Source organism: Orlajensenia flava, from assembly GCF_004801905.1.
GTDB classification, from domain to species: domain Bacteria; phylum Actinomycetota; class Actinomycetes; order Actinomycetales; family Microbacteriaceae; genus Orlajensenia; species Orlajensenia flava.
The window spans coordinates 62,096-82,204 of the sequence record NZ_SSSN01000003.1; the positions used below are offsets into that span (position 1 = coordinate 62,096).

A 20,109-nucleotide genomic window follows, 5' to 3' on the forward strand; every position below is an offset into this window, starting at 1 on the left:
AGGAGAAACAAGCATCTCGATGCCCGCGAAAGCCAATGATGTCGGCCGCTACGGCATGGTCGTCGTCTCCAACCGACTCCCGGTCGACCATGAGATCGGTCCGGATGGCGCCACCCGCTGGAAGACCTCTCCCGGCGGGCTGGTGACAGCGCTCGAGCCCGTGATGCGCTCCGCAGAGGGCGCATGGGTCGGGTGGGCCGGCGCCGTCGACGAGGAGTTCGCCCCGTTCGAGAACGACGGCATCGAGATCGTGCCCGTCAGTCTCTCCGCGGAGGAGGTGCAGGAGTACTACGAGGGCTTCTCGAACGACACCCTGTGGCCGCTGTACCACGACGTCATCGCCTCGCCCCAGTTCCATCGCGAGTGGTGGGACGCCTACGTCGCCGTCAACCGGCGGTTCGCCCAGGCGGCCGCCGACGTCGCGGCCGACGGAGCCATCGTGTGGGTACAGGACTATCAGCTCCAACTCGTCCCGCAACTTCTCCGCGAGCTGCGTCCCGACGTCGTGATCGGCTTCTTCAACCACATCCCGTTCCCGCCGTACGGAATCTTCTCCCAGCTGCCGTGGCGCAAGCAGATCCTCGAGGGCCTCCTGGGCGCCGACGTGGTCGGGTTCCAGCGGGTCGCGGACGCCGGCAACTTCACCCGCGCCGTCCGTCGGCTGTTCGGGTACACCACCCGCGGTGCGGCCGTCGAGGTCGTCGGTCCGGACGGCGACATCCGTCACGTGGTGGCCCGCACCTTCCCGATCTCCATCGACGTGGCGGGTTTCGAGGAGCTCGCCGCCCGTCCCGAGGTGCAGGCGAGAGCGGAGCAGATCCGCAGCGACCTCGGAAACCCCAAGACGATCATGCTAGGGGTGGATCGGCTCGACTACACCAAGGGCATCGGGCACCGTCTCAAGGCGTTCGGCGAGCTGCTCGCCGAGGGCACGCTCGCCGTCGAGGACGTCACGCTCGTTCAGGTCGCCAGTCCCAGCCGCGAGCGCGTGGCCACCTACATGACCCTGCGCGACGAGATCGAGCTGCAGGTCGGGCGCATCAACGGCGACTACAGCACCATCAGCCACACGGCGATCGCCTACCTGCACCACGGATACCCGCGTGAGGAGATGGCAGCGCTGTACCTCGCCGCCGACGTAATGCTCGTCACGGCGCTCCGCGACGGCATGAACCTCGTGGCCAAGGAGTTCGTGGCGGCATCCGTCGACGAGGACGGGGTGCTCGTGCTCAGCGAGTTCGCGGGCGCCGCCGACGAACTCAAGCAGGCGATCATCATCAACCCGCACGACATCGACGGCCTCAAGCAGGCCATCGTCGCGGCCATCGAGATGCCCGAGTCGGAACGGCGTCGGCGGATGCGCGCGCTTCGCCGCAAGCTGCACGAGAACACCGTCGACCACTGGTCGAAGAGCTTCCTCGACACGCTCACCGGCCGAGGCGCCGTCCCGCCGGGGATCCCGGAGACCCTCGCCGACGGCCTGCGTGAACTGGCCACCGCCGAGCGACTGCTGGTCGCCCTCGACTTCGACGGCACCCTCGCTCCTCACGTCGACCAACCGGAGGACGCTCGAGCCTTGGAGAGTGCGCGCGTGGCGGTGGATCGACTGCTCGCGCTCGAGGACACCCGCGTCGCATTCGTCTCCGGTCGCGCATTGGTCAGCCTGCAGCACGTCGCGGAACCGTCGGACGACGTGCTCCTGACCGGGTCGCACGGCGTGGAGCTCAAGCTCGACGAGCCGGAGCCGGTCCTCGACCTGCACGGCGCGGAGGTCGAGAGGCTCGACGAGGTCGCCGACATCCTCACCGCCGTCTCTCGGGGAGCCGAGGGATCGTGGGTCGAACGCAAGCCAGCCGGGCTGGCGTTCCACACCCGCCGGATGTCACCGGCAGCCGGCCTGTCTGCGCAGCGCAGTGCCCGTGGCAAGGTGAAGGCTGCCGCACCCGGCATGACGGTGCGCGAGGGCAAGAACGTCATCGAGTTCGCCCTGCGCCCCGCCGGCAAGGGCGACGCGATCGAGAAGCTGCGAGCGCACACCCTCGCGACCGGCGTGTTCTTCGCCGGAGACGACGTGACGGACGAGGACGCGTTCGCCGTGCTGGGCGCGGACGACCTCGGCCTGAAGATCGGTCAGGGGCGCACGGCCGCCGGGCACCGGGTGCGCAGCCCGGAGGAGGTCGCCGAGGCGCTGGCTCTGCTGGCGGACTTCCGCGCCGGGCACCTCGAGGCCGTGCGACGCGAGCGTGCGAACACCGCGGCGATCGACGTCATCCGGGGCTGACGCCGCGGCCACCTGCGACGCGGCCGCGTCCGTTCGCCTTCAGAGCTGGCCATAGACTTCTGCCATGGCGGAGATCGACATCAAACCACGCTCCCGGGTCGTCACGGACGGCATCGAGGCCACCACCAGCCGCGGAATGCTCCGTGCGGTGGGAATGGGTGATGAGGACTGGGAGAAGCCCCAGATCGGCATCGCGAGCTCGTGGAACGAGATCACGCCATGCAACCTCAGCCTCGACCGACTGGCGCAGGGCGCGAAGGAGGGCGTGCACTCGGGCGGCGGTTACCCGCTGCAATTCGGAACCGTCTCGGTCTCCGACGGCATCTCGATGGGTCACGAGGGCATGCACTTCTCGCTCGTCTCGCGCGAGGTCATCGCCGACAGCGTCGAGGTCGTCATGAGCGCCGAGCGCCTGGACGGTTCGGTGCTGCTGGCCGGATGCGACAAGTCGCTGCCGGGCATGCTCATGGCGGCAGCACGTCTCGACCTCGCCGCGGTGTTCCTCTACGCCGGATCGATCGCCCCCGGCTGGGTCAAGCTCAGCGACGGCACCGAGAAGGAGGTCACCATCATCGACTCCTTCGAGGCCGTCGGCGCCTGCAAGGCGGGCACGATGAGCGAAGAGGACCTCAAGCGCATCGAGTGCGCCATCGCTCCCGGCGAGGGTGCCTGCGGCGGCATGTACACCGCCAACACGATGGCATCCGTCGCGGAGGCGCTCGGGATGAGCCTGCCCGGGTCGGCATCCCCGCCGTCGGCAGACCGCCGGCGCGACTACTTCGCCCACCGCTCGGGCGAGGCCGTCGTCAACCTGCTGCGCCTCGGCATCACGGCCCGCGACATCCTCACCAAGGAGGCGTTCGAGAACGCCATCACGGTGGCGATGGCGCTGGGTGGCTCGACCAACGTCGTGCTGCACCTGCTCGCGATCGCCAACGAGGCCGAGGTCGAGTTGACGCTCGACGACTTCAACCGCATCGGCGACAAGGTTCCGCACCTGGCCGACATGAAGCCGTTCGGCCGCTTCGTCATGAACGACGTCGACCGTCAGGGCGGCATCCCCGTGCTCATGAAGGCGCTGCTGGATGCCGGCCTGCTGCACGGCGACGCGCTCACCGTGACCGGACGGACCGTCGCCGAGAACCTCGAGGCCCTGAACCCCGACCCGCTCGACGGGACGGTCATCCGCACGCTCGACAACCCCATCCACGCCACCGGCGGCCTCACCATCCTCAAGGGCTCGTTCGCTCCCGATGGCGCGGTCGTCAAGACGGCCGGTTTCGACGCGTCGGTGTTCGAGGGCCCGGCCCGCGTGTTCGAGCGCGAACGCGAGGCGATGGACGCCCTGACCGAGGGGAGGATCGGGCACGGCGACGTCGTCGTCATCCGTTACGAAGGCCCCAAGGGCGGGCCCGGCATGCGCGAGATGCTCGCCATCACCGCCGCCATCAAGGGCGCTGGGCTCGGAAAAGATGTACTACTCTTGACGGACGGACGATTCTCAGGCGGCACAACCGGCCTCTGCATCGGCCACATAGCACCCGAAGCGGTGGACGCTGGTCCCATCGCCTTCGTGCGCGATGGTGATCTGATACGGGTCGATATCGCGGCTCGGTCCCTCGACCTACTGGTCGACGAGTCAGAGCTGGCAGCCCGCCGTGACGGCTGGGCCCCTCTTCCTCCGCGCTATACCCGTGGCGTCCTCGCGAAGTACTCCAAGCTCGTGCACTCCGCCGCAGAAGGCGCCGTCACGGGTTGAGTCTCGCGTCACCTGAAACACTCACGCATCCCAAGGGAATCGCATACGCATGACCACGGAACATCCGCCCGTGCCCACGCCCACAGCCCCCGTGGCGCGCGGCCCTGAAATGCTCACCGGAGCAGCTTCGGTCGTCCGCACGCTCGAGCTGCTAGGCATCACCGACGTCTTCGGCCTGCCCGGCGGCGCCATCCTTCCCGTCTACGACCCGCTGATGGACTCCACCAAGCTCCGCCACATCCTCGTACGCCACGAGCAGGGCGCCGGCCACGCCGCTGAGGGCTACGCGTCGTCGAGCGGCAAGCTCGGCGTCTGCATCGCCACCTCCGGTCCCGGGGCGACGAACCTCGTCACCGCGATCGCGGACGCCCACATGGACTCGGTGCCGCTGTTGGCCATCACCGGACAGGTCTTCTCCACCCTGATGGGAACGGATGCATTCCAGGAGGCCGACATCGTGGGTATCACCATGCCGGTCACCAAGCACTCCTTCCTCGTCAAGGACGCCCGCGAGATCCCCGCGACCATCGCGGCGGCGATGCACATCGCCTCCACCGGACGGCCGGGCCCGGTGCTCGTCGACATCACCAAGGACGCCCAGCAGGACACCGTGCCCTTCATCTGGCCGCCCAAGGTCGACCTGCCCGGCTACCGCCCGGTCACGAAGGCCCACGGCAAGCAGATCAACGCTGCCGCGCAGTTGCTGGCGGAATCGAAGAAGCCGGTGCTCTACGTGGGCGGCGGCGTCATCCGCGCCCGTGCCTCCGAGGAACTGCTGACGCTCGCCGAGGCCACCGGCGCTCCCGTCGTCACGACCCTGATGGCGCGCGGCGCGTTCCCCGACTCGCACTCGCAGCAACTGGGCATGCCGGGGATGCACGGCACCGTCCCTGCGGTGCTCGCGCTGCAGGAGGCCGACCTGATCGTCTCGCTCGGCGCCCGGTTCGACGACCGCGTGACCGGCAAGGCCGCGTTGTTCGCGCCGAACGCGAAGGTCGTCCACGTCGACGTCGATCCGGCCGAGATCTCCAAGATCCGGGTGGCCGACGTCCCGATCGTGGGAGACGCGCGGGACGTGATCGTCGACCTGACCGCCGCGTACGCCGAGGCGGTGCGCGACGCACCGGCCGACATCAAGGACTGGTGGGACTACCTCGACGGGCTGCGCGCGGAGTTCCCGCTCGGATTCGCCCCGACGACGGATGGCGCACTCGCCCCGCAGTACGTGATCCAGCGCATCGGCGAGATCACCGGGCCGGAGGGCGTCTACGCCGCCGGTGTCGGTCAGCACCAGATGTGGGCAGCCCAGTTCATCAAGTACGAGCGTCCGAACGCCTGGCTCAACTCGGGCGGCGCCGGCACGATGGGCTACGCCGTGCCGGCCGCTATGGGAGCGAAGGTCGCCCAGCCCGACCGCGACGTGTGGGCGATCGACGGCGACGGCTGCTTCCAGATGACCAACCAAGAGCTGGCCACCTGCACGATCAACAACATCCCGATCAAGGTCGCGGTGATCAACAACTCGTCCCTCGGCATGGTGCGGCAGTGGCAGACGCTGTTCTACGACGGTCGCTACTCGAACACCGATCTCAACACGGGTGCGGACACCATTCGCATCCCCGACTTCGTCAAGCTGGCCGAGGCCTACGGGGCTCTCGGCATCCGCGTGACGAAGGAGGAGGAGGTCGACGCAGCCATCAAGCTGGCGCTCGAGACCAACGACCGTCCTGTCGTCATCGACTTCGTGGTGAGCCGCGACTCGATGGTGTGGCCCATGGTGCCCCAAGGCGTCTCGAACAACTACATCCAGTACGCCAAGGATCACAGTCCCGAATTCGAGGATGAGTAGGCCATGTCGACACACGTACTCTCCCTTCTCGTCGAGGACAAGCCGGGTCTGCTGACCCGGGTGGCCGGCCTGTTCGCCCGCCGTGGGTTCAACATCGAGAGCCTCGCCGTCGGGCACAGCGAGATCGCCGGGCTCTCGCGCATCACCGTCGTGGTGGACGTCGAGGAGCTGCCGCTCGAGCAGGTCACCAAACAGCTCAACAAGCTCATCAACGTCATCAAGATCGTCGAACTCGACCCCAACCAGTCCGTGCAACGCGAGCACCTGCTCATCAAGGTGAAGGTGGACAACACCACGCGGTCGCAGGTGCTCGAGGCGGTCAATCTCTTCCGTGCCCGGGTCGTGGATGTCGCGACCGATGCCCTGGTCATCGAGGTGACCGGCGACAGCGGCAAGACCGGAGCATTCCTGCGAGTGCTGGAGCCCTACGGCATCAAGGAGATCGCCCAGTCGGGCCTTCTCGCGATCGGCCGCGGCGGCAAGAGCATCACCGAGCGCGTCTTTCGGAATTAGAACGAAACACAAGGAGAAAGCAACACATGGCTGAGATCTACTACGACAAGGACGCCGACCTCTCGCTCATCCAGGGCAAGAAGGTCGCCGTCATCGGCTACGGCTCGCAGGGCCACGCTCACGCGCAGAACCTGCGCGACTCGGGCGTCGAGGTGCGCATCGGACTCAAGGACGGCTCGAAGTCGATCCAGAAGGCCACCGAGGCCGGCTTCACCGTCAGCAACGTCGCCGACGCGGCATCGTGGGCCGACGTCATCGTCATCCTCGCGCCCGACCAGTACCAGCGCCACATCTACGCCGAGTCGATCAAGGACAACCTGGCCGACGGCAAGATGCTCGTCTTCGGCCACGGTTTCAACATCCGTTTCGGGTACATCGAGGCCCCTGAGGGCGTCGACGTCGCCATGATCGCTCCCAAGGGGCCCGGCCACACGGTGCGGCGCGAGTACGAGGCCGGCCGTGGCGTTCCGGTCATCGTCGCCGTGGAGGAGGACGCCTCCGGCAATGCCTGGCCATTGACCCTCAGCTACGCGAAGGCGATCGGCGGCCTCCGCGCCGGCGGAATCAAGACGACCTTCACCGAGGAGACCGAGACCGACCTGTTCGGCGAGCAGGCCGTGCTGTGCGGCGGCGTCTCGCAGCTCGTGCAGTACGGTTTCGAGACCCTGACCGAGGCGGGCTACCAGCCCCAGGTCGCCTACTTCGAGGTGCTTCACGAGCTCAAGCTCATCGTCGACCTCATGTGGGAGGGCGGCATCGCCAAGCAGCGCTGGAGCGTGTCGGACACCGCGGAGTATGGCGACTACGTCTCGGGCCCGCGCGTCATCGACCCGCACGTCAAGGAGAACATGCAGGCCGTGCTCGCCGACATCCAGTCGGGCGCCTTCGCCGAGCGGTTCATCGCCGACCAGGACAATGGGCAGAAGGAGTTCCTCGAGCTCCGCGCCAAGGGCGAGGCCCATCCGATCGAGGCGACCGGTCGCGAGCTGCGCAAGCTGTTCGCGTGGAACGCGTCGAACGACGACGACTACGTGGACGGCGAAGTCGCGCGCTGACGTTTCGCTGGTCGAGTAGCGCAGACGCGGAGCGGCTTCGCGAATCGAGACCTTCGCACGGGCGAGTGGCGGGTTTCGATACGCGGGCTCCTTCGTCGCTCGCTACTCGACCAGCGGCGCTCGCGTACTGGGTAGGGTGGCTTCCATGACTCGCGACACCGACGACGATGCCCTGGGCTGGGCCGGCGACGATGATGCGACGCTGGTCTCGCACGATCGCGCGCCGGAGAAGACCACGACCGAGTCGACGTCTGATGGCGGCCTTCCTGCGGGATGGACGCCCGTCGGCGCGCCCGGTCGGGTCGAGCAGGCTGAGCCCGATGAGCGCCCTCAGACGAGCTCCACGGCGCTCATCGCCCTGGGAGTGCTCGGCGGCATCTACCTCTTGTACACGATCGGCTGGATCATCACGGCGACTCGGCTGTCGACCTCCGGGACGGATGCGGTGGCAGCCTTCATGGCGACGCTCGGATCCTGGCTCGCCGTGCTGGCCCCCGTGGCCTGGTTCGGGTTGGTGTTCTGGCTGACGCGCTCCGGTTCACGCCGGCGACTGCTCTGGCTGATCGTGGGCGCCATCGTGCTGGCACCGGTCCCCTTCGTCATCGGGTACGCATCGTGAGCGCCGCGGCGGAGTCCGAGACCACGCGGAGGTCCCGCACGCCCGCGTGGCTGTCGGTGACGCTCGCCATCGTGTTCGGCCTGCTCTTCGCCTACGACGCGTGGGAGGCGGTCGGCAACCTCGTCGGCATGAGCCAGCTCGCAGGGCAGCTCGAGACGACGCTGTCGGCACCGGGTTGGATCGTCCTGCTGCTCGGCATCGTCCTGCCGGTCGCGCTGTTCACGGCTGCGTACCTGCTCGGGCGTCGTCGCGGTGTCCTGCAGCAGGTGGTCGGCTACGTCGTCGGACTGGGCGTGTCCGCCATCCTCACCCTCGACATCCTCGCGTTGTTCGGCCCGGGCAGCCTCATCGCCTGACGAGTCGACTCAGACGACGGCCACGACGCACAGGACGATGCCGACCACCTGCGCGATGAGGCGTGGAACGAGCGGAATCGAGAGCGACCGGAACACCTCCGGGTGCGCGGCCGCATAGGCGTTGGCCGGGAACACGCAGACCAGGAACACGGCGAGGAGGATTCCGGCAGCGAGCTGCGTCGCCGGAATCAGCAGCCCGACTCCGCCGGCCACTTCGCAGACGCCGGTGAACGCCACCAGCACCGCGGGCCGGAAAACTCCCTCGAAACGCAGGAACGGCGGGATCATCTTGGCCATGATGCGGGCCGCCTTCGGCCGGAAGTGATTGATGCCCATGCCGATGAACACGATGGCCAGGAGGATGCGCAAGACGAACTGCACGATCTGCCATCCGTCACCGGTCGTCATGTCGTCGTCGCCCCTTCCGGCCTCGGATAGAGTTTCACATGTCTCGTGCCCCGACGCTGCGGCGCGCCAACCCCACCGAACGCTGAAGGAACAGATCCGTCGTGTCAAAGCCGGTCGTGCTGATCGCCGAAGAACTCTCACCCGCCACGATCGATGCACTGGGGCCCGACTTCGACGTGAGGTCCGTCGACGGGACCGACCGGCCGGCGCTGCTGTCGGCGATCGCCGAGGCCAACGCCATCCTCGTGCGCTCGGCGACGAAGGTCGACGCCGAGGCCCTCGCGGCCGCGCCTCGATTGCAGGTGGTGGCGAGAGCCGGCGTGGGGCTCGACAACGTCGACGTGAAGGCTGCGACCGCCGCCGGCGTCATGGTCGTGAACGCTCCGACCTCCAACATCATCTCGGCGGCCGAGCTGACCGTCGGTCACATCCTGAGCCTGGCCAGGCACATCCCCGCAGCGCACTCGTCGCTCGCGGGAGGCGCGTGGAAGCGCTCCTCGTACACCGGCGTCGAGCTGTACGAGAAGACGGTCGGCATCATCGGCCTCGGCCGAATCGGAGCTCTCATCACCGCGCGCCTGCAGGCATTCGGCGTCACCGTGATCGCCTACGATCCCTACGTCACCTCGGCGCGCGCCCAGCAGCTGGGCGTGCAGCCGGTGAGCCTCGACGAACTGCTCGAGCAGAGCGACTTCATCACCATCCACATGCCCAAGACGCCCGAGACCACGGGCATGATCGGCTCGGAACAGCTGGCCAGGATGAAGACCACGGCGTTCATCGTGAACGTCGCGCGCGGCGGGCTCATCGACGAGACCGCGCTGGAGGATGCCCTCCGCAACCGCACCATCGCGGGCGCGGGACTCGACGTGTTCGTGACCGAACCTCCGCTGGAATCGCCGCTTCTCGCACTGCCGAACGTCATCGTCACGCCGCACCTCGGCGCATCGACCGACGAGGCGCAGGAGAAGGCCGGCGTCTCCGTCGCGCGGTCGGTCAGGCTCGCCCTGGCCGGTGAGCTGGTTCCGGATGCGGTGAATGTCGCCGGGGGAGTCATCGACCCGTACGTGCGTCCCGGCATCCCGCTGATGGAGAAGCTCGGCCAGATCTTCGCTGCGCTCGCCTCGGTCAGCCCGCTCACGAGCGTCGACGTCGAGGTGCGTGGCGAGCTCGTGGACTACGACGTCAGCGCCCTCAAGCTCGCGGCCCTGAAGGGGCTCTTCACCAACATCGTGAGCGAGACGGTCAGCTACGTCAACGCTCCGTTGCTCGCCGAGCAGCGCGGCATCGACGTGCGGCTGATCACCGACTCGGTCTCGGAGGAGTACCGCAACGTTCTCACCGTTCGCGGCGCCCTCGCCGACGGCAGCCAGGTCTCGGTCTCGGGCACCCTCACCGGCACGAAGCAGATCGAGAAGGTCGTCGAGATCAACGGATACGACGTCGAGGTGCCCATCGCGGCCCACCACATCGTCATGCTCTACACCGACCGCCCGGGCATCGTCGCCGTCTACGGCCGGGAGTTCGGTGACGCGGGAATCAACATCGCCGGCATGCAGATAGCGCGGCACGAGGCCGGGGGAGAGGCGCTCAGCGTGCTCACCGTCGACTCGCCGGTGCCCGCCGAGATCCTGGAGTCGGTGCGCGCCGCCATCGAGGCCGACGTGATGACGGAGATCGACATCACGGAATAGCCGACGGAGCAACGAAGAAGGCCCCGACCGTCATGGTCGGGGCCTTCTTCGTTGCTGTTCGGCGTTACACCTCGGGAGTCGAGCTCTCGCGGCGCGTGACCTGCTCACCGTTCACCGGGTCGACCGCCGTGCGCGTGGTCGCGACGCTCTGCCGCTTCCGCACGAGGAGGGCGATACCGATGATGATGATGACCACGCCGGCGCCCATCAGGACGTATCCGACGGTGTCGAGGTCGATCCAGCCGACGTCGATGTTGAGCGCCCAGACGAGGATCGCTCCGACGGCGACAAGGAAGATGCCGAGGCCGAGGCTCATCGGATTATGCCGCTCGGTTGCCCGAGATGACCCGGATCAGCCAAGCGATGATCGCGATGACGGCGAGGATGATGCCGACCCAGAGCAGCCAGCTGAGGGCCTGGGTCAGGCCGCCGATGATGGCGAGCACGATGGCGACGACGATGACGATGATGAAAATCAGATTCATGTGAGGGATCCTTTCGGGCAGGTCACCGAATGGCGCCTGTCTTTGACAGTGAAGGGTGAAGCGGTATTACTTTAGGGCCTACTTGAACGCATCCTTGACGTCGTCGCCGGCCTGCTTCAGATTGGCCTTGGCCTGGTCGCCCTGACCCTCGGCCTCGAGCTTCTCGTTGTCGGTCGCCTTGCCGAGGCCTTCCTTCACCTTGCCGACAGTCTCTTCGGCTCCGTGCTTGATGTTGTCTCCGACGCTCATCGTCGATCTCCTTCTGGGTAGTCCCCGGCGGTGTAGCCGCCTTCGGTGGGGGTGTCGGTCTCTTCGCGCTCGTCTCCGGCCGGATAGTCCCCGGCGGTGTATTCGCCCTCGATGACCTCGTCGGGCTGGTCGAGCGAGTCGCCTTCTCCGCGGCCGGGCTCCGGATTGACATCCGCATCCCGTGCATCGTTGGTGCTGTTCACGCGTTCACCCTCCTTGACGGTTGGCGGCCGACCTCATGGAGGGCCATGAAGAACGATACGGATGCCGTGAGTGTGCTGGACAGGGGTTGACACCCACGCGGGGGTGCGGTTACGGCTCGGCGGCCGATCGTCGGCGGCTACGCTGAAGAGATCCGTACCTGCTGCAAGGAGCGAATGTGTCGCGTGTGATCTCCCTCGCCGTCATCCCCGGCGACGGCATCGGCCCTGAAGTGGTCGCCGAGGCCCTGAACGTCCTCCAGGCGGCGACGGATGGCGGAGACGCCGCTTTCGACACCACGCAATACGCGCTCGGCGCCGCGCGGTACCTCGCCACCGGGGACACCCTGACGGACGAGGACCTGGCCGCCGTTTCGCAGCACGACGCGATCCTGCTCGGCGCCGTCGGGGGCACTCCCGGTGATCCGCGCCTGGCGGGCGCGAACATCGAGCGCGGACTGCTCCTGCGCCTGCGATTCGCCCTCGACCACTACGTGAACCTGCGGCCGTCCGTTCTGTTCCCGTCCGTCCCGAGCCCGCTCGCGGATCCCGGTGACGTCGACTTCGTGGTCGTCCGCGAGGGCACGGAAGGACCCTACGTCGGAAACGGCGGGGCGATCCGGGTCGGTTCCGCGAACGAGGTGGCGAACGAGGTCTCCGTCAACACGGCGTTCGGGGTAGAACGGGTCGTGCGCTACGCGTTCGCCGCGGCATCCGCTCGCCCGCGCAAGAAGCTGACGCTCGTGCACAAGACGAACGTGCTGGTCTTCGCCGGCGGCCTCTGGAAGCGCATCGTCGACGAGGTGGCCAGCGAGTTCCCCGACGTCACCGTCGACTACCTGCACGTGGACGCCGCGACCATCTTCCTCGTGACGGACCCTGCTAGATTCGACGTCATCGTCACGGACAACCTCTTCGGCGACATCCTCACCGATCTCGCTGCCGCTATCAGCGGCGGCATCGGCCTCGCAGCCTCCGGCAACATCAACCCGGACGGCCGATTCCCCAGCATGTTCGAGCCGGTGCACGGTTCCGCTCCCGACATCGCGGGGCAGGGCATCGCCGACCCGACCGCCGCAATCCTCTCCGTCGCCCTCATGCTCGATCACCTCGAGCTCCCCGAGGCGGCCGATCGGGTTCGCCGCGCGGTCGTCGCCGACGTCGCCGAACGCGGTGAGGGCCATCGATCCACGTCGGAGATCGGCGCAGCCATCGTCGACCGGATCCGCGCACACTAGAGATCTGAAGAAAGAGCACGCCATGACGATCCAGCTTCCCCTCGCGACGCGCGACCTCACCTTCGCCGTCACCCGCAACGAGAACGCCAAGCCCGCCGAGGAGCGCGAGGCGATCCTGGCCGACCCCGGGTTCGGCAACTACTTCACCGACCACATGGTCGATCTGTGCTGGTCGCAGCACGGTGGTTGGCACCGGCCGCGCGTCTCGCCGTACGGCCCCATCCAGCTCGACCCCTCGGCGGCCGTCCTCCACTACGCCCAGGAGGTGTTCGAGGGACTCAAGGCCTATCGGCACGCCGACGGTTCGATCCGCACCTTCCGGCCATACGAGAACGCGGCGCGCATGCAGCGCTCGGCACGTCGCCTTGCCCTGCCCGAGCTCCCGAGCGAGTACTTCATCGAGTCCCTCAAGCAGCTCATCGCGGTCGACGGCGACTGGGTTCCGAGCGCCCCGGAGACGAGCCTCTACCTGCGGCCGTTCATGTTCGCCAAGGAGGCCTTCCTCGGCGTTCGCCCGGCCAACAAGATCGCGTTCTACGTGATCGCGAGCCCGGCCGGTGCCTACTTCCACGGCGGTGTGAAGCCCGTCAACATCTGGCTCTCGACCCAGTACGCCCGCGCGGGCAAGGGCGGGACGGGTGCCGCGAAGACCGGTGGCAACTACGCGTCGAGCCTGCTCCCGCAGGCGGAGGCGGCGGAGCACGGCTGCGCGCAGGTGCTCTTCCTCGACGAGGGTGTCTATCTCGAGGAGCTCGGCGGCATGAACGTCGTGCTCGTCAAGAAGGACGGCACGCTCATCACTCCCGAGTCCGACAGCATCCTCGAGGGGATCACGCGTGACTCCCTGCTGCAGCTCGCGGAGGATCGTGGACATCTCGTCGAGCGCCGCCAGGTGAGAATCGACGAGTGGCGCGACGGCGCCGCGTCTGGCGAGATCGTCGGTGCGTTCGCGTGCGGAACAGCCGCGGTCGTCACGCCGATCGGACGACTCCTCGCCGAGGACTTCGAGATCGCGCACGACGGCAACGCGGCGGAGGAGCTCGCCCTGTCGTTGCGTGGCGAGCTCACCGACATCCAGTACGGACGTGCCGAGGACCGCCACGGATGGATGCTCCGCCTCGACGCGTGAGCGGGCATCGAGGAGGGCGAGCCGATGGCCACCGACGACGTCGTCAGCCTCGGCAGGCGACTGATCGCCGATTGATCGCCGGCTGATCTCCGACGCCGGAGTCCGACACCCGACCGTGCGCGATGGGCTCGGGTAGCGTGGTCGACATGAAGATCGCCCGGTTCAGCCACGATTCCCGCATCGCGTTCGGCATCATCGACGACGGCGATCTCGTCGTACTCGGCGGCGATCCGATGTTCGCGGGGTACGAGACGACCGGTGAGCGGATTCCGCTGGCGGATGCCGCGTTGCTCGCACCGTCGATACCACGCTCCAAGGTCGTCGCGGTCGGACGCAACTACCGCGAGCACGCGGCGGAACTCGGCAACGAGACCCCCGCCGAGCCGCTGCTCTTCCTCAAGCCCAACACCTCGGTGATCGGCCCCGGCGACACGATCGTGCTGCCCCCGCAGAGCGAGCGCGTCGACTTCGAGGGTGAGCTGGCGGTGATCATCGGCTCGATCACGAAGAACGTCGCCGAGGCGGACGCGCTGGACCGCGCATTCGGCTACACGGTCGCCAACGACGTCACAGCCCGCGACCTGCAGAAGACGGATGGGCAGTGGGCGCGTGCGAAGGGGTTCGACTCGTTCTGTCCGCTGGGCCCGATCATCGACACCGAGCTCGATCTCGCGTCGGCGACCATCACCACCCGCGTCAACGGCGACCAGAAGCAGCACGCGCCGCTCAGTGACATGGTGTACTCGGTGGCCGCCATCATCGCCTACGCGTCGAGCGCGTTCACCCTGCTCCCCGGCGACGTCATTCTCACGGGCACGCCCGCGGGCGTGGGACCGATCGTGTCGGGCGACACGGTCGAAGTCGAGGTATCGGGCTTGGGCATCCTGTCCAACCCGGTGCTTCGCCGCTGACAGCGCACTCCAGTTGCCGCGATCGTCAGCGGCCGAGGGCTTCGAGCGCGGCGCTGACGTCGTCGGCGTCGTTCCAGAGGTGGAACGCAACGCGTGCACGGCCGGCCCGCCCCGACGCGACGACGCCCGCCGCACCGAGCCGGGCCAGGTCGCGGCCGTCGGCATCCGGCCACGTGACGATCGCGTGGCCGGGAGCGAGCAGGCCCATTCGCTCGCAGAAGGTGGCCGCCAGACCGGTGACGTGATCGTGGACCGCTGCGATGTCGAGCGAGCGGAACAGGGCGATGGCCGGCTCGGCGCCGACCCACACCGGCCACGCCGGCGAGACATCGAAGCGCCGGGCATCGGATGCGAGTTGAATGTCGGGCCCGTAGCACGACGTCCAGGGATCCTCTCCCGCGTACCAGCCCGTCTGCGTCGGAGCGATCAACGTTTGCAAGTCCTCGGAGATGGTGAGGAAGGATGCTCCGCGCGGCGCGCACAACCACTTGTAGCTGTGGCAGAGCGTCGCGTCGAAGACGGAGGCGTCGACCGGAAGCCAGCCGACGGCCTGAGTGGCATCGCAGAGCGTCCGCGCGTCATGGGCTCGTGCGGCAGCGGTAATGGCGCCAACGTCAGCGATCGCACCGGTGGCGGATTGGACGAGGGAGAACGCGACCAGCCAGGTGTCCTCGCGGATCTCGGAAGCCAGGGCGTCCAGGCTCACCTGTCGGACGCGGACCCCTCGTCCCTCCTGGCTGAGAAAGGGGAACACGATCGAGCTGAAGTCCCCCTCGACGCAGAGCACCTCGGCACCGTCCGGAATGCTCGCGGCGATGACGGCGGCCTGAGCGGACGTCTGCGAGCCGATCGCCACACGGCTGGACTCGACGCCGACGAGCGCTGCGTAGTCGGCCCGGACCCGCTCGACGGTGTCGGTGTAGGACGCGGCGGATGCGCGCCCGCGCGCCCAGTCCTCCGCATCAGCGCGCATCGCCTCGAGGGTCGCCGGGATGGGCAGGCCCAGCGTGCAGGCGGCGAGGTAGCCCGATCGGCCGCGGAAGAGTCGGCGCGCGTCGGCGATGGTCGTCATCCGTCCATCGTCGTCAGCAGGTACTCATAGGACAACAGCCAGTGTCGAATGGATCACATAACGAGCGCTTATGATCTCTGCATGGGCCTGGACGATCTCGAAGTCGATTCGCACTCCCTGCGCGTGGTGCTCGCGATCGCCGAACTCGGATCGATCACCGCCGCCGCGACGCGGCTGGGATACAGCCAGCCCGCCCTCAGCCAGCACCTCCGGCGCCTCGAGTCCCGCATCGGCATGCCGGTCGTCGAGCGGGCCGGTCGTTCCGTGCGCCTCACGGACGCCGGGCAGGTGCTCGCCCGGCACGCGAGCGTGGTGACGAACGCCCTCGACGCCGCGGCGGGGGAGATCGCCGAGCTCCAGGGACTCCGGTCCGGCCGGGTGCGGGTCGCCGCCTTCCCATCGGCATCCGCCACCATCGTTCCGCGCCTGCTCGCGGGCATGACCATTCGGCATCCCGGCGTGCAGCTGAGTTATCTGGAGGCCGAGCCGCCCGAGGCGATTGCCGCCGTTCGCGAGAATCGGGCCGACATCGCGCTCACGTTCAGCTACCCCGGTGACCGCAACGACCCGCACACCGAGAGCGCACGGGGGCTCGCGGTGAGGGCCATCGGTCGCGAGCCCGTGCTGGTCGTGCTTCCGGCCGGACATCCGCAGGCGTCGTCCACAGCGGTGGACATGGCTGCACTCGGCAACGAGAGCTGGATCGCCGGCTGCCCGCGCTGCCGCGGCCATCTCGTCGAGGTCTGCGATGTCGGCGGCTACGCACCGCGCATCGGTTACGAGACCGACAACTTCATCGCCGTGCTCAACATGGTCTCCGCCGGTCTGGGAGCGGCGATGCTGCCGCGGCTGGCGATCGCGTCGGCCCGGGTGCCCGCCGACGTCGTGGCACTCCCCACCACCCACGAGGATCACCGAACGGTGCACGTGGTGACCGCCGACGGCGCCGAACGAATTCCCGCGGTCCGCGCCACGCTGGGCGTGCTCTCCGGTCTCGACCGCCTGATGGGCGACGCAGCATAATGAAGGCGTGAGATCCCTCGGCCGCGATGGTGAATGGAAATGGGCCGACGGATTCCCGTGGCTTTACCTGGTGTGGGGGCTGGCAGCCGGAGCCGCCGTCATTGTGTACGCGCTGCTCCCGTCGGAGTCCGTCGTGCCTCACCTTGTATTGTTCGCCGCCATGGTGCCGGCCGGCATGTTCATCGTCCGGCGAATCACGAACGTCCCCGCATCCACGAGCCGATATCGGTGGAAGATCGCGTGGCTCGTCGCCGTCGGCGTGCTGATGTTCGGTGGCATCTTTCTGGCCGGAACCGTCGGCCACGGCGGGGGTGCGTTCTGGCTGTCGTGCGTCGCGGCCATCCTGCTTCTCCTCGTGGTGAGCAGCGGCGCGTGGTTCGTCGACGGGGATCTGCTCCACGAGGCTGCCGCCGATCCGGAACTCCCTCCGCCGCTAGCGGGCTGAGCGGCCAGCGGCGTCGCGGATAGGATTGACGGCGATGTCTGACAGCGCTCACCCCTTCTCCATGGCCACTGGCAGCGACGTCCGCGTGCGCTTCTGCCCATCCCCGACGGGCACGCCGCACGTGGGCCTCATCCGTACCGCCCTGTTCAACTGGGCCTATGCGCGCCACACCGGCGGAAAGATGATCTTCCGCATCGAGGACACGGATGCCGCCCGCGACAGCGAGGAGAGCTACGAGCAGATCATCGACGCACTCACCTGGCTGCGGCTCGACTGGGATGAGGGCGTCGGCGTCGGCGGACCGCACGAACCCTACCGCCAGTCGCAGCGCACGGAGATCTACGCCGACGTCATCGAGCGGCTGAAGGCCTCCGGTCACGTCTACGAGAGCTACTCGAACGCCGAGGAGATCGACGCGCGCAACGAGGCAGCCGGTCGCCGCAAGCAGCTCGGCTACGACAACTTCGACCGCGATCTCACCGACGAGCAGCGTGCGGCCTTCCGCGAGGAGGGCCGTCAGCCCGCGCTGCGATTGCGGGTTCCGGATGACGACCTGTCCTTCGATGACCTGGTGCGCGGCGAGATCACCTTTCCCGCCGGGTCGTTCAGCGACTTCGTCGTCGTGCGGCCGAACGGCGCGCCGCTCTACACGCTCGTGAACCCAGTCGACGACGCCATCATGCAGATCACCCACGTGCTGCGCGGAGAGGACCTGCTCTCCTCGACGCCACGGCAGATCGCCCTCTACCACGCGCTCATCGACATCGGCATCACGACCTTCGTGCCCCGGTTCGGCCACCTGCCGTACGTGACGGGGGAGGGAAACCGCAAGCTCTCGAAGCGCGACCCCGAGTCCAACCTGTTCCACCACCGCGATCGCGGCTTCATCCCCGAGGGCCTGGTCAACTACCTCGCCCTCCTCGGCTGGTCTCTCACCCACGACCGCGATGTGTTCTCCATCGACGAGATGGTCGCGGCCTTCGACGTCGAGGACGTGAACCCCAACCCGGCCCGCTTCGACGTGAAGAAGGCCGAGTCCATCAACGGAGACCACATCCGTCTGCTTGCTCCGGCCGACTTCGCAGCCCGTACCGTCCGCTACCTCGCCGCCGCTGGCGTGCTGGCGGAACCGATCTCGCCGGCACACGAGGCGGTGCTCGCCGAGGCGGCGCCCCTCGTGCAGGAGCGCATCGCCCTGCTGGGCGAGGCCCCGGGCATGCTCGGCTTCCTCTTCACGGATGCCGCATCCCTCGTCGTCGACCCCGACGCACGCGCCGGCCTCCCCGCTGACTCGGCTGTCGTGCTGTCCGCATCCGTCGACGCCCTCGAACGCATTCCCGCGCTGGAATGGACCCACGACGTGATCCAAGAGGCGCTGTCCGCCGCTCTCATCGACGGCCTCGGACTCAAGCCGCGCGTCGCGTACACCCCGCTGCGGGTCGCTGTCTCGGGCCGACGCGTCTCTCCGCCGCTGTTCGAGTCGATGCAGATCCTGGGGCAGGTCGAGACCATCGCACGGCTGCGCAGATTCGAGTCGCCGGAGGCCTGAGTCGCCGCGCGGCCGAGGGCCGCTCAGTTTGGAGAGGGGCCGGGCGGTGGGCTAGAGTTGCATGTCGGCCGGGGGTTCGCCTCCGAACCGGTGGGGTATGGTGTAATTGGCAACACGGCGGTTTCTGGTACCGTTGTTCTTGGTTCGAGTCCAGGTACCCCAGCTCGAAAAGCCCGATCATCGGGCTTTTTTTGTGTCCGGATTGCAAACTTTTCCCTTCTCGTCCCCTCGCGGTAGGCCGGTCGATGCGTGAGCGGGCAGCCGGGGACCAGCCGGTCAGAGGGGCAGCGGCACCCCGGTGAGTTGTTGGGTGAGGTTCCACATGCGTGCTGCGTCTTCGGAGCTTCGCAGGCGGGAGAACAGCGGCCGCTCGGCGGGTGGTCCGCCGAGTCCGCCGATGCCCGTGGGTCCGAAGAGCTTGCCGCCTTGGTCGCCCGGTGCGGTGGCTGCCATCAGTGCGGGAAGCCCAGCGGATGCGACGGTGCCCATGATGCCCATCCGCGAGAGCGTGCTGACCACGCGGCGCCCGGAAGTGGGCTTTTCTCGGCCGATCTCGGGCCGAGCGGCGAGGAGACTCGTGGGAGCCACTCCCGGGTGTGACAGATTGGCGGCTATGCCCCAGTTTCCGGCCGTACTGCGCCGGTTGAGCTCCAGCCCGAACAGGCCGAATGCGATCTTCGACGCCGAGTAGGCGCTCGCGCCCTTGTACGAGTGCTCCCAGTTCGGGTCGTCCCAGTTCACCGCGCCCTGGTTGGCGGCGATGCTGATCTGGAGGGTGATCCGGGCTCGGCCGCTGCGGAGCAGTGGAAGAAGGTGTCCGATGAGGGCGGCGTGGCCGAGGTGGTTCGTGCCGAACTGCAGTTCGAATCCATCCGCGGTGGTCTGCCGGGTGGGCGGTGTCATGACTCCCGCGTTGCCGATGAAGATGTGGATCAGGTCGCCCTCGACCAGCAGGGTTTCGCCCAATTCCGCGACGGAGTCGAGCGAGGAGAGGTCGAGGGAACGCAGCGACACGGTCGCTTGCGGCGATCGGTCGAGGATGGTCTTCAGGGCCGCCTCGCCTTTGCGGCGGTTGCGGACGGGTAGTACGAGCTCTGCGCCAGCAGCCGCGAGGCCGGACGCGATGACGAGTCCTATTCCGTCGCTGCCGCCGGTCAGGACGACACGTTTGCCCGCCAGGTCGGGAACGGTGATGTCGATGGGTCGGCGTGCCATGGTGGCTGCTCCTTCGAAAGTTCGTCGGCTGCTTGACGCTACTCAGCATGCGTCGTCCA

General features: G+C 67.9%; 21 protein-coding genes and 1 tRNA gene. 15 read left to right on the forward strand and 7 right to left on the reverse strand.

The features are described from left to right. Positions 1-19 precede the first annotated feature (19 nt). From E6C70_RS02130 to E6C70_RS02160, 7 genes are all read left to right on the forward strand, one after another. Positions 20-2,281: a bifunctional alpha,alpha-trehalose-phosphate synthase (UDP-forming)/trehalose-phosphatase gene (locus tag E6C70_RS02130; protein ID WP_136421807.1), complete on the forward strand. Its 2,262-nt coding sequence runs from the start codon at positions 20-22 to the stop codon at positions 2,279-2,281. Between the two features lie 64 nt (positions 2,282-2,345). After that, positions 2,346-4,040 carry a dihydroxy-acid dehydratase gene (gene ilvD / locus E6C70_RS02135; RefSeq protein WP_136421809.1) on the forward strand — a complete coding sequence of 565 codons (1,695 nt, stop codon included), beginning with the start codon at positions 2,346-2,348 and terminating at the stop codon, positions 4,038-4,040. A 49-nt stretch (positions 4,041-4,089) separates the two neighbouring features. Beyond that, the gene (locus E6C70_RS02140; RefSeq protein WP_136421811.1) at positions 4,090-5,889 is read left to right on the forward strand and encodes an acetolactate synthase large subunit; all 1,800 of its coding nucleotides are present in this window, start codon (positions 4,090-4,092) and stop codon (positions 5,887-5,889) included. Between the two features lie 3 nt (positions 5,890-5,892). Then, a complete protein-coding gene (ilvN, locus tag E6C70_RS02145; protein ID WP_136421812.1) occupies positions 5,893-6,402 on the forward strand; it encodes an acetolactate synthase small subunit in 510 nt (169 codons plus the stop codon). A 26-nt stretch (positions 6,403-6,428) separates the two neighbouring features. After that, a complete protein-coding gene (ilvC, locus tag E6C70_RS02150) occupies positions 6,429-7,457 on the forward strand; it encodes a ketol-acid reductoisomerase (RefSeq protein ID WP_136421814.1) in 1,029 nt (342 codons plus the stop codon). Between the two features lie 145 nt (positions 7,458-7,602). After that, positions 7,603-8,076: a DNA polymerase III subunit gamma/tau gene (locus E6C70_RS02155; protein ID WP_136421816.1), complete on the forward strand. Its 474-nt coding sequence runs from the start codon at positions 7,603-7,605 to the stop codon at positions 8,074-8,076. Beyond that, positions 8,073-8,432, forward strand: a complete 360-nt coding sequence (locus tag E6C70_RS02160; RefSeq protein ID WP_136421818.1) for a hypothetical protein — start codon at positions 8,073-8,075, stop codon at positions 8,430-8,432. Before E6C70_RS02155 ends, E6C70_RS02160 begins: the two co-directional genes overlap by 4 nt. Before the next feature lie 9 nt (positions 8,433-8,441). Here the strand turns inward: E6C70_RS02160 and E6C70_RS02165 are convergent, their stop codons facing one another. Beyond that, positions 8,442-8,840, reverse strand: coding sequence for a DoxX family protein (locus E6C70_RS02165; protein ID WP_136421820.1), 399 nt, complete (start codon positions 8,838-8,840; stop codon positions 8,442-8,444). 101 nt (positions 8,841-8,941) lie between these two features. Here E6C70_RS02165 and serA point away from each other — a divergent pair, with 101 nt between their 5' ends. Further along, on the forward strand, positions 8,942-10,534 hold the full coding sequence (gene serA, locus E6C70_RS02170; protein WP_136421822.1) for a phosphoglycerate dehydrogenase: 1,593 nt from the start codon (positions 8,942-8,944) through the stop codon (positions 10,532-10,534). Between the two features lie 64 nt (positions 10,535-10,598). Here serA and E6C70_RS02175 read toward each other — a convergent pair whose 3' ends face one another. The 4 genes from E6C70_RS02175 to E6C70_RS02185 all read right to left on the reverse strand — a co-directional run bounded on the left by E6C70_RS02175 (position 10,599) and on the right by E6C70_RS02185 (position 11,471). Next, entirely contained in the window at positions 10,599-10,850 is a 252-nt protein-coding gene (locus E6C70_RS02175; protein WP_136421824.1) for a DUF6458 family protein, read from the reverse strand. A gap of 4 nt (positions 10,851-10,854) precedes the next feature. After that, a complete protein-coding gene (locus tag E6C70_RS16600; protein ID WP_168770840.1) occupies positions 10,855-11,019 on the reverse strand; it encodes a hypothetical protein in 165 nt (54 codons plus the stop codon). Between the two features lie 78 nt (positions 11,020-11,097). Further along, the gene (locus tag E6C70_RS02180) at positions 11,098-11,268 is read right to left on the reverse strand and encodes a CsbD family protein (protein WP_136421826.1); all 171 of its coding nucleotides are present in this window, start codon (positions 11,266-11,268) and stop codon (positions 11,098-11,100) included. After that, positions 11,265-11,471, reverse strand: a complete 207-nt coding sequence (locus E6C70_RS02185; protein WP_136421827.1) for a hypothetical protein — start codon at positions 11,469-11,471, stop codon at positions 11,265-11,267. Before E6C70_RS02185 ends, E6C70_RS02180 begins: the two co-directional genes overlap by 4 nt. Positions 11,472-11,647: 176 nt before the next feature. On the opposite strand from E6C70_RS02185, the gene E6C70_RS02190 reads away from it, so the two are divergent. From E6C70_RS02190 to E6C70_RS02200, 3 genes are all read left to right on the forward strand, one after another. Then, positions 11,648-12,706 (forward strand): 3-isopropylmalate dehydrogenase, encoded by a 1,059-nt coding sequence (locus tag E6C70_RS02190; protein WP_136421828.1) that lies wholly within the window; start codon positions 11,648-11,650, stop codon positions 12,704-12,706. A 22-nt stretch (positions 12,707-12,728) separates the two neighbouring features. Next, positions 12,729-13,835, forward strand: a complete 1,107-nt coding sequence (locus E6C70_RS02195) for a branched-chain amino acid aminotransferase (RefSeq protein ID WP_136421829.1) — start codon at positions 12,729-12,731, stop codon at positions 13,833-13,835. A 146-nt stretch (positions 13,836-13,981) separates the two neighbouring features. Beyond that, on the forward strand, positions 13,982-14,746 hold the full coding sequence (locus E6C70_RS02200) for a fumarylacetoacetate hydrolase family protein (protein WP_136421830.1): 765 nt from the start codon (positions 13,982-13,984) through the stop codon (positions 14,744-14,746). 25 nt (positions 14,747-14,771) lie between these two features. Here E6C70_RS02200 and E6C70_RS02205 read toward each other — a convergent pair whose 3' ends face one another. Next, positions 14,772-15,818, reverse strand: coding sequence for an aminotransferase class V-fold PLP-dependent enzyme (locus tag E6C70_RS02205; protein WP_136421831.1), 1,047 nt, complete (start codon positions 15,816-15,818; stop codon positions 14,772-14,774). Between the two features lie 81 nt (positions 15,819-15,899). Here E6C70_RS02205 and E6C70_RS02210 point away from each other — a divergent pair, with 81 nt between their 5' ends. The 4 genes from E6C70_RS02210 to E6C70_RS02225 all read left to right on the forward strand — a co-directional run bounded on the left by E6C70_RS02210 (position 15,900) and on the right by E6C70_RS02225 (position 18,998). Then, a complete protein-coding gene (locus tag E6C70_RS02210) occupies positions 15,900-16,841 on the forward strand; it encodes a LysR family transcriptional regulator (RefSeq protein WP_136421832.1) in 942 nt (313 codons plus the stop codon). Positions 16,842-16,848: 7 nt separating this feature from the next. Then, positions 16,849-17,286: a hypothetical protein gene (locus E6C70_RS02215; RefSeq protein ID WP_136421833.1), complete on the forward strand. Its 438-nt coding sequence runs from the start codon at positions 16,849-16,851 to the stop codon at positions 17,284-17,286. 34 nt (positions 17,287-17,320) lie between these two features. Then, positions 17,321-18,835, forward strand: coding sequence for a glutamate--tRNA ligase (gene gltX / locus E6C70_RS02220; RefSeq protein WP_136421835.1), 1,515 nt, complete (start codon positions 17,321-17,323; stop codon positions 18,833-18,835). A 91-nt stretch (positions 18,836-18,926) separates the two neighbouring features. Then, positions 18,927-18,998, forward strand: a tRNA-Gln gene (locus E6C70_RS02225). Positions 18,999-19,111: 113 nt separating this feature from the next. Here E6C70_RS02225 and E6C70_RS02230 read toward each other — a convergent pair. Then, positions 19,112-20,050 (reverse strand): SDR family oxidoreductase, encoded by a 939-nt coding sequence (locus E6C70_RS02230; RefSeq protein WP_136421837.1) that lies wholly within the window; start codon positions 20,048-20,050, stop codon positions 19,112-19,114. Between the last annotated feature and the right edge of the window lie 59 nt (positions 20,051-20,109).